The sequence below is a fragment of the Streptococcus sp. 1001283B150225_161107_H12 genome (genome assembly GCF_015552665.1).
Classification (GTDB): Bacteria; Bacillota; Bacilli; order Lactobacillales; family Streptococcaceae; genus Streptococcus.
The window spans coordinates 15879-29608 of the sequence record NZ_JADNFC010000009.1 but is presented as its reverse complement, the minus strand read 5'-3'; the positions used below and the strand labels follow the sequence as shown (position 1 = coordinate 29608).

General features: G+C 33.6%; 14 protein-coding genes. 3 read left to right on the top strand and 11 right to left on the bottom strand.

Annotated features, from left to right (window positions below):
• Nucleotides 1-204: 204 nt before the first annotated feature.
• The 3 genes from I2C87_RS09830 to I2C87_RS09820 form a co-directional block, all read right to left on the bottom strand.
• On the bottom strand, nt 205-2268 hold the full coding sequence (locus tag I2C87_RS09830; protein WP_002893754.1) for a heavy metal translocating P-type ATPase: 2064 nt from the start codon (nt 2266-2268) through the stop codon (nt 205-207).
• Nucleotide 2269: 1 nt separating this feature from the next.
• Nucleotides 2270-2548 (bottom strand): DUF6110 family protein, encoded by a 279-nt coding sequence (locus tag I2C87_RS09825; protein WP_002893755.1) that lies wholly within the window; start codon nt 2546-2548, stop codon nt 2270-2272.
• 642 nt (nt 2549-3190) lie between these two features.
• Nucleotides 3191-3775 (bottom strand): hypothetical protein, encoded by a 585-nt coding sequence (locus tag I2C87_RS09820; protein WP_229046369.1) that lies wholly within the window; start codon nt 3773-3775, stop codon nt 3191-3193.
• Between the two features lie 418 nt (nt 3776-4193).
• On the opposite strand from I2C87_RS09820, the gene I2C87_RS09815 reads away from it, so the two are divergent.
• On the top strand, nt 4194-4370 hold the full coding sequence (locus I2C87_RS09815) for a hypothetical protein (protein WP_195324863.1): 177 nt from the start codon (nt 4194-4196) through the stop codon (nt 4368-4370).
• A gap of 212 nt (nt 4371-4582) precedes the next feature.
• Here the strand turns inward: I2C87_RS09815 and I2C87_RS09810 are convergent, their stop codons facing one another.
• From I2C87_RS09810 to I2C87_RS09775, 8 genes are all read right to left on the bottom strand, one after another.
• Nucleotides 4583-7096 (bottom strand): Spaf_1101 family AAA-like ATPase, encoded by a 2514-nt coding sequence (locus I2C87_RS09810; protein WP_195324861.1) that lies wholly within the window; start codon nt 7094-7096, stop codon nt 4583-4585.
• A gap of 93 nt (nt 7097-7189) precedes the next feature.
• Nucleotides 7190-7495 (bottom strand): DUF5960 family protein, encoded by a 306-nt coding sequence (locus tag I2C87_RS09805; RefSeq protein ID WP_006152793.1) that lies wholly within the window; start codon nt 7493-7495, stop codon nt 7190-7192.
• The gene (locus I2C87_RS09800; RefSeq protein WP_195324859.1) at nt 7488-7853 is read right to left on the bottom strand and encodes a hypothetical protein; all 366 of its coding nucleotides are present in this window, start codon (nt 7851-7853) and stop codon (nt 7488-7490) included. Before I2C87_RS09800 ends, I2C87_RS09805 begins: the two co-directional genes overlap by 8 nt.
• A complete protein-coding gene (locus tag I2C87_RS09795) occupies nt 7853-9268 on the bottom strand; it encodes a Y-family DNA polymerase (protein WP_195324857.1) in 1416 nt (471 codons plus the stop codon). Before I2C87_RS09795 ends, I2C87_RS09800 begins: the two co-directional genes overlap by 1 nt.
• 3 nt (nt 9269-9271) lie before the next feature.
• Complete coding sequence (locus I2C87_RS09790; RefSeq protein WP_195324856.1) at nt 9272-9958, bottom strand: XRE family transcriptional regulator; 687 nt, start codon at nt 9956-9958, stop codon at nt 9272-9274.
• A gap of 8 nt (nt 9959-9966) precedes the next feature.
• Nucleotides 9967-10824, bottom strand: a complete 858-nt coding sequence (locus I2C87_RS09785) for an ImmA/IrrE family metallo-endopeptidase (RefSeq protein WP_195324854.1) — start codon at nt 10822-10824, stop codon at nt 9967-9969.
• 99 nt (nt 10825-10923) lie between these two features.
• On the bottom strand, nt 10924-12210 hold the full coding sequence (locus tag I2C87_RS09780) for a hypothetical protein (RefSeq protein WP_195324844.1): 1287 nt from the start codon (nt 12208-12210) through the stop codon (nt 10924-10926).
• Between the two features lie 13 nt (nt 12211-12223).
• Nucleotides 12224-12559, bottom strand: a complete 336-nt coding sequence (locus I2C87_RS09775) for a helix-turn-helix domain-containing protein (RefSeq protein WP_195324842.1) — start codon at nt 12557-12559, stop codon at nt 12224-12226.
• Nucleotides 12560-13143: 584 nt separating this feature from the next.
• On the opposite strand from I2C87_RS09775, the gene I2C87_RS09770 reads away from it, so the two are divergent.
• Both I2C87_RS09770 and I2C87_RS09765 read left to right on the top strand, forming a co-directional pair.
• Complete coding sequence (locus I2C87_RS09770; RefSeq protein WP_229046366.1) at nt 13144-13395, top strand: hypothetical protein; 252 nt, start codon at nt 13144-13146, stop codon at nt 13393-13395.
• A 34-nt stretch (nt 13396-13429) separates the two neighbouring features.
• Entirely contained in the window at nt 13430-13726 is a 297-nt protein-coding gene (locus I2C87_RS09765) for a hypothetical protein (protein ID WP_006149313.1), read from the top strand.
• Nucleotides 13727-13730: the final 4 nt, after the last annotated feature.

Genomic DNA, 13730 nt, shown 5'->3' with positions numbered 1-13730 from the left:
ATTTGTATTGTGAAACTAGTTTCAGAAATATATAGTCTTAAAGTATGTCCACTGCCAATGGTTTTTTCAATATTTAAAAGGAGAGAACCAATTTGGTCCTCTCCAGGGTATAATTTTCCATCAACCCACTACAGTTGACAAAGAGCCGTTATTCTCAAATGAGACAACTCCTTTTAGTTTTTATAACCTCAACTTCTCGGTCTCTTACCTACTTTTAATAGAAAGACTACGAAGGACGATTCTTAAAGTAGTCAGATTGTGCAATATCGAAAGATTAGATGGGCTTAACCAATTTAACAACCCAAATCCAATTAAACTTCCATTTATTACAACTGTTTCTTGAATATTTCTTTGAATTAATTTCTGCAACGATTCAGATAAAGAATTCAATTCCTCGAAGAAATCTAAACGATTATCTAATAATAAAATATCACTCATCTGCTTAGAAATATCAGCACTTTCATTCATCACAACCCCAATATCTGCAAGCGTCAAGGCAGCAGAGTCGTTTAACCCGTCTCCAACCATCAAAATAGTTCGGCCAGCTTTCTGTAATTCCTGAACCAACTGAAACTTACCATCTGGTTTTAAATCAGTATAAACGTTGTCAAATGGCAGATCTTTAACCAACTCTTCTGTTCTAGCCAACGTATCACCAGTTGCCAGAATCAGTTTTTTCCCTTGGCGCTTTAGCTTTTTCAATGCAACTTTCGCCTCGCTTCTCAAGGGAGTGTGGATACAAAACATCCCAATTAATTCTTTCTTATAAGCCAAAAACAATAAATTGTAATGAGTCTTATATTGCTCAATCAAGGCCAGCTGCTCAGAACTAATTCTTACCTGTTCGTCTTGCATTAGTACATAATTTCCAATGACAACCGATTGACCATCAATTTGCGATTTAATCCCTTTGCTTGCAACATACTGAAGCTTGCCATGCATTTCTTCGTGTTCAATGCCTTCAATTTCAGCTTGTTTAACAATTGCATTGGCAATAGGATGATAGATATGTTCCTCCAAACATGCACTTATTCTTAAAATATCTTTCTCAGTATAATCTCCGAAAGGAAGAACCTTTTCAACCAAAGGATAACTCGTCGTGATGGTACCCGTTTTATCAAACAAGAAAGTATCCACTTCCAGATATTTTTCTAATACATCACCATCTTTAATAACCATTTCTCGATTTAGACCTTCCTTTATGGCCGTAAGGTAGGCTACAGGTGTGGATATTTTTAGAGCACATGAAAAATCCACCAATAAAAAGGAAATGGCTTTTGAAAACGAACCTGTTAACAGATAAGTCAAACCAGCACCTAAGAAGTTATATTTTACAACCTTGTCTGCCATCCTAATAAAATGACGTTGTTTTGTCTTCTTACTCTCTTCAGATTTTTTCATCAGATTGATGAGTTGCAAAATACGACTGTTTATCTGATTATCAGTCACACGAATTCTTAACTCTCCTGTTTCCAAAACAGTATTCGCACATACAGAATCTCCCTCTTTCTTTTCAACAGGGAAGCTCTCTCCAGTCAAGGAACTCTCATTGACCATGCCTAATCCTGAAACCACTTGGCCGTCAAACAAGATTTCATTCCCTTGGGAGACAACTAATACATCACCTACTTGAACATCAGAACTCTTGATGCTGATGACCATGTCTCCCCGCACTAAGAAAACATCACTTTCTTTAGCAAGAAGGCTTTGTTCCAAATCTGTTGCTGTTTTTTTTAAAGACCACTGATCCAGATGATTACCCAAATCAAGCATAAACATGATGTTGCTAGCTGTCTTGGATTGGTTCATAAACAAGGACAACAAAATGGCCGAACAGTCCAAGACCTCCATGGTTAGTTCCTTGCGCGCTAAAGTTTGATAGGCTTCTTTGACATAACCCAAAGCCTGATAACAAGTCCAAATATAACGAATAGGGTAGGGTACAAAACTTCGAAACAGCAAACGCTTAATCGCTGCACCCGATACAATTGAATAAGCACTCTCTTCTCTACGAATGGGAAGAGTCATCAAGTCCGAAACTTTCCCCTTGTCAATTTTTTTTAAAAAGGCCTCTGCATTTTCTAATACAGAGAAGCCTTCTTTCATACGTAGAGTAAAGTGCTGCTGATCCATATAAAACTGAATAGAGTCGATCCCTTTTTCATCTTTAGCCAAGGAACGAAGATAATCTTGAATATCCAAGGTCAGTGAAAACGAGGACGATAATCGGATATGTTGATATCCTCTGTGTAGCACTTTAAAAGACATATTATTCACCTGTCAGGCTATCTAATTGTTCTTCTTTCTTTTCCTGTTCGTATAAATATTTAGCGTCTTGTAAAACATCATCACCGTGTTGTTTTACAACAGAAACAGATGCATCCAGTCCATCTTTCAATTTGTAAGCTTTAGCCAAGGCCTTAGAATAGCCTTTCTTAGCTTCTTTACTTGCTAAGACTTTCAAGCCAAGCGTCCCAAATGCTACCCCTCCTAAGAAGAGAGATGATTTTTTCGCAACTTTTGCGACGTTTAATACTTCTTTTAACATGTTTATTTCCTCCTTGTAACTATTGTAGCGAAAAATGACAGCAAAAGCAATTGCTGATATCTGATATATAGATAAAATTCTCTATACTGATATCTAATTATATTATGATGAAAACAATATACTTTATTTTTTGATACTGTCAATAATTATGTGTAAACACTCAAGTAGAGTTATGGAGTGTTAATCAAATAGTCTTAATAAAATCTTCTGTTTGAGTTTTTAAGAAATCATCAGGATCCTTAAACTCAACTTGATAATAATTCATTCAATTTCACCTCTTTTTATTGATAATTTAAGTTTACAAAAAATTTTTTTAAGAGTAATCTCATTATTTGTTTAACAAATTACTAATAAAATCCTTGTTAATTGCCAGCTAAAAGCAAATAACCAATGTAAGACTTATTGTTTAGTTTACCAATTTGTATAAGAAACAATCATTTAGGAGTGACGATGGTATATATACCTAAAATAGAGATACACTATTTTAGTGAATCTTGGGTCTTTCTCGAGTAAATATAGTTGCTAAGGTATTAGCATAAAGTTCAGGTGTGAAATCTTGATTTTGAACCTTCTCCAGTAATTGTACAAAATATTCCTTCTCAGTACCCTTTGTAGTAGAAATCAGATCTAACAAAAATCTATTTAATTCACCAGCTGCGTTTTCTGAGTTGTAGGATTCATAAAATTTTTGATAAAATTTATCGTATTCCTCGTTTTTTTGAGTAAGTTCACTTCCTCTTGCTTATCTAACAGTTGTTGATAAGAGACATTAAGATCAAGCCAATCTTTTTCAAACTGCTCGAGTAAATTGTCCGAGACTTTTTTCCTATTATAATATAATTTTATCAAAGGTATAATATCTATCCATACCTGATCAATAAAAACTTTAACAATCTTGTCTTTAAAGATAAGTAAAGGCTTATCATCACATGTATGCACACGATATCCATTTGTCTGTAATTCATTTATCAGGTCTTCAATATGAGTTTCTGATGTATTGACTATATATTGTTTCAGCCATTGTGGCATATTAGGATCTTGGATATGCCAAGACGCGCTCAAATATTTACAATCATTTCTTCTGGTTTCATCTTTTTCTAGACGACCTGGTACTCGTGTGCTAGAAATGGTATATTTTTCAATGATATCTCCCTTTTGATAATATTCATTATGAAAGCGTTCGTATTTATTGGGTCTATGAATTTTTGTTCTATAAATTAATTCCATTACTATTCCTTTATTTTTCATAATTTGTCAAATTAAGCTAGAAATTTCACCTGGCTCATTTAAAATTGATACAGAGTTTTGTAGTTCAAGGACTTCCTTGAGATTCGATTTCTCTTATCAGCTAGAGTTGATATGAATATTTGGGAAAGTCCACTGAAATCCATCCTCCTTAGAGGTCCATAGTGTCTAAATAAAACATTAGAATGTTCATGATCCTGGAACATCCAAAAGATATAAACTCAATATAAGTATATCATAAATAACAACATTTTGACTTTCCGAAAAATAACAATTTTTCCGAAAGTTTAGTATTTGCTGTTATAATAGACATTTCTTCATTTTTCCGTTATAACAGACACTGATATACTCTCGTAATATTATTTGGGTATAATTAAAATTATAGAAGGAGGCGAAAATTATGAGAAAATTAATAGGTATACTACTATTTTCATTATCATTAATTACATTAATTGCTTGCTCTAAAAGCAACTACCAATCTTTAGTTGGTATTGAGTTAAACGAGAACTATTATACTTTATGTAAAAACATAATAAAAGAAAGCACCAATGAACAACTTAATTTATTTAATTTTTAGAGTAGTATACAAGCTATTCTATCTAAATTAGTATAATAGATCATTGCTCTAAATTTAGATATATCTTAGTAGTTCATTATAAAATTTAATATTAAAAAGAGCCTGGGACAAAATAGTTCTCAACCACAAAAAGCTAGAGATTTCCAATTGCGGAACTCTAGCTTTTTAATTTTGAGTCGTTCTCTTATTCTGAAAGTTATACACTAAACATTTTACAGTTTATTTATATCAATTACACGTTTATATATTTTCACCTTATGCTCAAACGATTCTTTGCCACCTTCAAGGTAGTTTACAATGTGTTTTTTTATTTTATCGTCACTTGGATATCCACTTTGTTCAACCCATCCATGTTCTCCATCCGATTCCATCAAAATAACTAAATCAGACATTGCATTTGTTACTATTGTTGCGTTGTGAGTGGCTATAATAATCTGACGTTTGTTTTTAACATCTCGTAATATCTGCACTAAATTATTGTATATATATCGTGAATCTAGATTATCTTCTGGTTGGTCTATAAGTAATGGTCGATTATCATTTGTGAATTCTGAATAGGCAAGAATAAAATCAAGCATGGCAACTACCTTCTGACCTAAACTTAAACGTGTTACCTCCTTAAAAATTATTTTCTTGTTTCCATCTGTCACTTTGGAGTTGATATTAAATTCAAGAAATAAATTTTCACAATTATTATAAACATCCTCTAAATATAGCTGAATTAAATTAATATTAACTTTATTCCAGAGCTCAAAAATTTCATTCAATAACATATCGTCTGCTTCTTTTAGATATACATTATCATTCAACATACTATTTTGGGCAAATTTTTTTATTGAATATTTACCCTTGAGGTTCCTATTATTCATTAAGTCTACAAAAGTCACAAAATCACTTCTATCAAAAATCATTGAAAAATAATCGATGATTTCCCCACATGTTAAACGATATCCTTGAAACGAATTATCTAAATTTTTCCCCTCAGGGAAGAACCAAAAATAAAAATTTTCAGGTAATACAAATTTTTTTTGTTGACTATACAATATTTGTAGCTTCCCTGATTGATTATCATTGAATGGACTTATTAGTGATAATATTTTATTTTTTTGTTTTTCTAATCGCTTATCTTCATTCAGAATGAATTGGTCAATTTCGCCTGTTGAAGATATTTTACTAGAAACTTGATATTTTTTTATACTCTTTTTATCTTTAGCTATTACTTCATACAAATAATCACTTATTCTGTCATCACTAGCAATATTTACAAGTTGATTTACTGAATATCTATTATCAAACATTTGGTCTATTAAGCTTAATTTCTTTTGTTTGGAAACTTTACTAAGTTGACCACTATCTTGAACTTCATATATTGATAAATATTGTTCTCTAATTTTCTCCGTTAAACGACTTTCATAATACCAATAACTTGATGTAGATTTTGTTTTAACGTCAAAAGTGTCATATATGTCTTCCTCATTCTTCTGAGTAGGTAAATTTAACTCAACCAAATATTCTTTCTTTGACATCTCATACAAAATATATACCCTTGAGTGTTGAGAGAGAAATTCAAATTTTTGTTTCGTATCTGCTTTTTGAGACAATACAAATTGAATCAAATCTAAAATCGTACTTTTTCCAGTTCCTCTTCCTCCAATTAAACAATTTAGGGATTCCGAAAATTTTATAACAAATTCTGAATTATTCTTTAGCAGGTACGAGTTACTGAGAGTTGGTACATATATTCCACGTATAGCTTTCGCCTTGCTGATTTCTGGATTCATTAGTTCAATGGATACATCATATTCTGATAAAGCTTCTCGGAGCTGTTCATAGTTTCTTTTACTAAATTTTATCCACATCGGATTAATTGAATGTTCCTCGACACAATGTGAATCATTGTCAAGAATAAATGATGGTACATTCTTTTTTAAATATTTCGTAAGATAGCTATTGATATCATCTATTTTGGCAATATTTGATACGCCTATGAATCGAGCGTAAGCCTTAGAAAAAAGTTTTTTCTTGTAAGCATTTGAAAAATGCCCCTCTTTAAATACATCTGAACTATTCATATGAGCTATGTAGGCAAAACAATCTTTATAGATAAATTTCTCCAATACTTCCAAACTCGCCTTAAAAGATCCTTCCTTGATACTCATTAGATTAAAGTTAAGCCATTTTTGAATGAAACTAGCTTTACTGTTAGGAAAAGCTACCAGCACATGCACCTTATCTGCACAAGAAATTTCCACTCCGTTTATTACTTCAATATATTCTTTACATTTATTCTGAAAGAAATCAGATACTAATTTAATAGCTGTCTTTAATTTTTTTATACCTGATATAGTATTATGATCCGAGACTACAACAACCGATATATTTTCATTGTAAAGACTTTGAGCAATAGTTAAAAAGGCAACTTGTTCTTTTTCGCTGCTGAATCCATTCATAAAATAGTTTTCATATAAAACCTTTCCCCCTTTATATGTTTGAAGAAAGTCTTTTGGAAATATTTTTTGATTGCTAATCTCTCTAATATAGTCATCAATAGTTAAATTATTCCAATCATTCTCTGGCAAGTCTTCCCATTTTTTAAATAATCTATAATCATGAGATTCTGGAGTATGTACATGAAACAATGTCTTACGGTAACTACCAAATTTATTTTTTTCGCCACGAATTGTCTTATATGCTCGTTCTGCTTCTAAGTTAATATTTTTGCTCATCTATTTCCCTCCTTTAGCAGTTCTCAATATATCAATGACTTATCTAGAATATTTTTTTCTATTATTGCCTATTAACCAATTCAATATCATAGTTCACTTACAGGTCGGCAGATTCATAACACGTTGACCAACATATCGAAACGTCCTGACATTCTTGTTATCAGATTCCAAGACTACTTGAAACTGGAAATAATGGTCTCGTCCATCTACTGACTTTTCCTTATTGAGTTTAAAGTAATTCTTATGAGATAATGCCATAGTAAGCAAAATGTCGTCAATAATAAAGGTTAGTGGTGTGCCGTCTGCTGAATAGCGGTAAAAATCTTCTTCAAACTTGATATAACTTTCTGAGAAATAGTCTATCTGGAGTTTGTCCTTATATAATTCTCGTCTATTCATCTTCTATTCCTCCTTCCACTAAGTAGATAGCTAAAATATTCTTGACTTCGATGAGATGAAATTTATCCGTTGATTTGACCACGATTTTATCTTTTGATACTTCCGTCACCTGTCCTTGATAGGTGGCTTTGTGTTTGTCTACTCTAACTACAAATTCCCCTATCAGTTGCCCTGCATAGAGTTGTGAGATAAGGGTTAGTTTGTCCAGTAAGCTAAGCTCATCTGAGAAGGTTATCTTATGTTTCTCTTCATCAAGTGATGTCGTGTGTTCCGATAAGAAAAAGCCCATCCATTTCATCATGCCACGGTCTTGATGTTCTCTTGCGGATTGAAAAGGTAAGTAACTTCTATCTATCATTAGTTTAGCCCGTCCAGTCCGCCTGCTGAGTGTCCACCAACTAGCTTACTTCTAGCAATCACCCGTGAGCCTTCTGATAAAGCATTGGCTTTTAGAAGTGAGGTAAACCCAAATTCTTGTCTGATGGTGTCTATAACTGATTGGAGTCTCTCTTCTTTCTCGATTTTTTCAACATCATCGAATAATGAGATAAGCCCAAACGATTCATCTACTAGTTGAGAATAGTAAACGCTGATATTTCTGACAGCACCTGAGCTGTACTTCTTATGGAATAAAGCTAATACGTGATTCTTTAAAGTCTCCGTTTGATTCGTTGGCTCAACCTTCATCTGTGTATGAATACCTTTCTTGTTTTCACTTCGAGAATAACCCACACCTATGGAAACACAAGTAGTCTTTTTACCTGCTTTTCTCAGACGGGCGGCTACCTGCTCTGCCATTTCACTAAGGACAATCTCAATCTCTCTTTGTTTAAGATAATCTCTTGGTAAGACTTGGGAATTACCTATCCCATTAGACTTGGGTTTATAAGGATAGTGGACATTGCTTTCATCAATACCATTAGCATGAAAGAAAAGGTCAACACCGTTAACTCCCAGATGAGCCTTGAGTATATCAGGATTACTATTGGCAAGTTCTTTGATAGACATGACTCCAAGATTATTGAGTCGTTTCTTCATACGAATTCCTATTCCCCAAAAATCCGTCATTTCTTGAATCCCCCATACCTTTGTTTCAACATCTTCATAAGACCAATTAGCACGCATAGTCTTAGTCTTCTTAGCTTCGTTATCCAAGGCTAACTTAGCCAGTAGGGGGTTGCTATTGGACATGCCAACAGTCGAATAGACTCCTGTCTTTCGGTAAATGTCATGCTGAATTTTGCTTGAAACCACGTCAAGTTTTTCTTTTCTAGACATGCTCTGGTCAGGGACAAAATAGTTAAGTGAACCTGTCAAGTCAATAAAGTCTTCATCAATCGAATAAGGGAGAATGTCTTCTGGACTTCCATAATCTTGTAAAATTCTCTGGATTTCAAGATTCTTTTCAATGTATAAGCTCATGCGAGGGGGAACAATAAAAGTAACCTTTGCCCACTCCTCGATGTATTGGACATATTCAGGGGTAATTTCAATCCCTTGGCGTTTGGCATTGTAGTAAGAAAATTTTCTGGTTTTAACGTCAAAAGGTAAATCATAAGCCCGACCAACATTCTTTTTTCCAAATACTTTCTTAAACATAGGTGATGATGCCAATATCAATCCAGCAGAATTATCTGCTCGACTCATCACACAGAGGGAGGTTTTAAGAGGATGAAGTCCTCGCTCCACACACTCAACGCTTGCATAGAAGGATTTCATATCAATAAAGGCAATATCACTGATAGGCTCTTTTGAATAGTCAATGATTCCCATAACCTAGTCCTCCAGAGGCATAAAGTTTCCGACAATTTTTCCAACAATCCGAGGATCATCGTCATAAGGAGCGAATTTATCTTTGTATTTTTTGTTGATGGAAACGAGTCGCAAGCCGTCTTCTTCCAAGTAGACTCGCTTGATATAGGTCTGCTCATTCCAAACAACTGCATAAACTGCTCCGTCATAATCAAAGCCCGTCTCACGAATGAGAGCAACGGATCCATTAGGGTATTTAGGCTCCATTGAGTCCCCTGAAACCCAAGAGGCGAAATCATGCCCTAACTCTTCGTTATAGTAGACCGTATCGTATTCTTTTTCTCCATAGATAGTAGCACCAAGACCAGCAGACATTTCTTCATAGACCCGATATTCATAGCGTGGTTCAGCAATAGAAACCACTTTCTTATTCTGCTCTTCTGTAACTAAGTCACGAGCATAAGACACAACTTGTTCTTTTCCATTGGGTGAGAGGACATTATAAAGTCTGACAATCTCTATCTCAGTGAAATAGCCTTTGGGAACTTTCAAAAGTTTCTCTAATAATGCCACTTTCTCAGTAGAAGGTTCTTTGACTCCACGTTCCCAAGCAGAATAGGCTTGATAGCTAATTCCTAGCTTATCTGCAATATCTTTTTGTGTTAGTTTTAGCTCTTTTCTCCGAGCTTTTAATTTTTCTGGTTGATACATGATTCACCTCACATGACTAATAATTCTAAATTTGCCTTTCTCCTAGCTTCTGTCTCAGATAGTTTGTTGCTATCCCACACATAAGCTAAAGATTTCCCCTTATTGTAAACAAGCCACACTTTGAATTTTTTTACTGTTCTAATCTCGTCCCACCTTGTCTGGTCAAGCAACTCTGGTAATTCATGACTCGTCACGAAATTAGTTTGTTTCAATCTTTTTTTTAGCCGTGCTATAAGCGAGGGTTGATATTGATTGAACTCTTCAATCAATATTTCTTTTAGTTGATGAAAGTAATGGTGAAGGGAGGCGTTTTGACTATCAAGGTATTCATCTACTGCCTGTTTGATGGCTGATTCGGTATCCACTTGGTAAACTCTCAACAAGTCAATCAATCGGAAATAAAGTGCCTGTTTTGAAACTTCTAGACTCTCTTTGACCTTTTGAAAAGATTCACAAGCGTAGTAAATCTTGGATAGTAACACAATATCAGGCATGAGTACAATAGCTGAAAATACATTGGCTTCTCTCTCTAGGATAGACTCTTGATTATCTACTGACTCTGTAAAATATGTTCCAACGTGCTTTAAGATAAAATGGCCTAATTCATGACACAAGGTAAAGTTGCGTTTGGTTATGGGATTATCTTTTTCATATGAAAAACTGGTGCCAAGTCTATCAATAACCGTCAACCCTTCAATCTTGTGGTTTGAAAAATGATGAGGGATGACTTGAATCTGATTCAAATCAATACAATGGTCAAAATAGTAGCGAAAGTGATAGTTCAGGGTTGAAACTTCTTCCTCTTTCATAAAGGGATAAAGGGCTTGCTTTGTGATTTCACTTACTCTTGAATACAATTCATCCAACGAATAGTACCTCCTTTAAGTCACAATTTACAAAACTAAACCTTATTGGTTGAGTTTATTATATAAAAAAAGTAGACGGTTGTCTACTAATGAACTACCCTAAATACGAACTAGTACCCAAAAAGCATCCCCTCCATAATATATAGGATAAATGAATCTATTAATTTTCGCTAGTACAGGATCTGATTTGGGATAGTTTACAAATAATTTATTCTCATCATCAGAGTCATCTTCATTCAATTCGAAATATGGTAAAAATACATTAAATTCTCTTTTGAACTCTTTTTCCAAGTCTGGATTCTCCGAAATAAATCTAAAAAAGTATTCTATTATAAAAAGGAAAGAAAAGAATGACCTACGAGCTGGATTAATTAATATATACTTTGCTGTGTATAAGCCTGTATGTTGTAAACCTCCTTTATAATGAGGAGCAATACCTATTTTAGTAAGTTGTCTAGTTACCCATCTCAAAGGTTCAAATAACTTCCAGTCTTTTACACTATCTCCCGAATTAAAATCTGGATACACTGATGATAAATCGTATAAATAATTTGGACTATATTTATCATCCAATATTAATGGTATAAGTGGATTACCGTGTGCACATGCATTTCTTATAATAGATAATTCTGAAAACATCTCAAGAGCATTCTCTAAAAACTTACTATCTTCATCTACCGCATCCATATCTTTGATAAAAGTTATAAAAAATACTTCGATTATTTTTCCTAATTCATCGATGGTATTGTTTTCAAGATAAAGCTCAAATGGGGCACTATGTACCTCAAATCCTCGTACATCTCCTGATTTGACTCGTGAAATTTCAAGCAATTCAAATTCATTTCTAAATACATAATTCGTCTTTAATTTCTTGAATAGATCCTTATGGATTTTTTTAGTTTCTATATTTTTAGATAATTCTTTATAGACTTCTTTTAGTGATATATCATATTTCTGGATAAGTCTCAGTGAAGATTTTTTTATTTCATTTTCTAAAAATAACACCCATTTTAATATGAACTCTTTGAATCGAATATCCTCTTTTGATAAAGCATCAATAATACTATTGTCATATTCCTCGTAAAAAGTTTTAAAAATAAAATCATGATAATCACGTTTATCATCTATTTTCAAATTATGAACTTCAAATGTTTGCTCTTCTTGTCCTGTTATAGACCGTACATCATATGCTAAAAGCACTTTAACCCCTCTTACCTGAGAAGTAGTCAATAAAAAAGTTACATTTGGTGTAGATCTAAAGACTCCATCTGAAAGCATATCTGAAAAAATATAAAATAGATATTTGACGTCATAGTCACCATCTTTAGATTTTATTACTCCATAATTTTTATGGATTGATTCAATAGATCCTTCTATTCTTTTCATCTTACTAATCCCTTCACTTTTCAAAAGCCTTTTTCCGTTCTTCCATAAACTCAATCAACTCTTTTTTAAAAATTTCTTTTTCCTCATCAGTCAATCCTTTTGAGTTCATACGGAAAAGCAATTCAATATTGTCTAAATCATCTGTTTTTTCTTCTGAGTTCCCAACTAAATAGTCTACTGAAACATTCAAAACTTGAGCGATCTTAACTAAATTATCTTGAGTTGGTTTTTTTACCCCACGTTCCCATGAAGCGTAAGCCGGTTGGGAAATTCCTAGCTTTTCAGCTACATCGACTTGAGTGAATCCAGCTTCTTTCCGAAGGGTTTTTAAACGTTCTGAAAATTCCATTTTTGACCTCTAAAAATATTTTTAATTTTTTAAAATAATCTCTTGACAAATATAACTAATGGTTATACAATATAAATATAGCTGATGGTTATATCGGATTTAAAAATAATAATACCTAGCTATCGGCATTATGATCATTGACAATTAAATAAAAAGTGCGTCTGACAACCAGAGGACTGATCATCAGAACTACACATAAACTTTGTACCTTTATTGTAAATGTTTTGATACTAAAAGTCAAGTCCGTTTTATGGTTGAAGTGAAGATATAAAACAAGTATTGTGGGCTTCCACGCATTTCGGACTTTCGCACTTTTCCGAATAGTAAAGTGAACTGGCTTCGCCAAAGGGCGTAAGAGAATCCCTTGGGTATGATTATGACTACCTAAAGAGATTGGCTGGGAAAGCGATGGTAATTGACGCAAAGCACCTTGCTAAACGTTGCCACCGTGGAAAGAGGGATCTTTCCAACCAAATAACTTTTCTTTACTGCTGTCTATCTAATTAGATAGACCTACTCTCAAGCTACTAAGTTCTTTCCTTTTTTCACTTAGTAGCTTTTTTTACTTATTACAATAAAGGAGAATGATATGCAAAACTTTTTTCGCACTACAATGTAAACGACTCTATGATAATTATGAATTCACCTATGGCATGTTTAGTGAATCTGATAAACTGCAGGCTAAACTTTATGCTCAAGCGCAAGTGGATCTAGATCATCTAGCTCAAAATGCTCGTAGAAATGGCTACGCTCATGGGGATATTCAATTCTATAGTCGTATGTTTAAACGCAAACTTTTTACACACTATTACTCAAGAGTGAAGCAACTAGCTTAACTCTTTTTATTTTACACTCAGAAAGGAAAATCTTATGATCTCAGAAACACTTAAAATGAAACCAGAATTTATTGGCCCTGCTTACTATGAACGTTTAGGAAATGCTCCTAAATTTATTTTTGGAAAAGAAGGCAAATACCAACGTCACATTCTAAATAGCGCAGAGCACGGTGCCTTTCATGTTATCACACCAGCTTCTACAACGGTCTTTCCAGAAGATGCTCTAGTAGAAACTGTCAACCCAATCTTCTTCCCTGATACTGCTTTAAACGGCAATACTGTTGCACCTTATCTCAATGTCTTTGCGGAAAAATTAGTAATTAAAAAATAAGAAA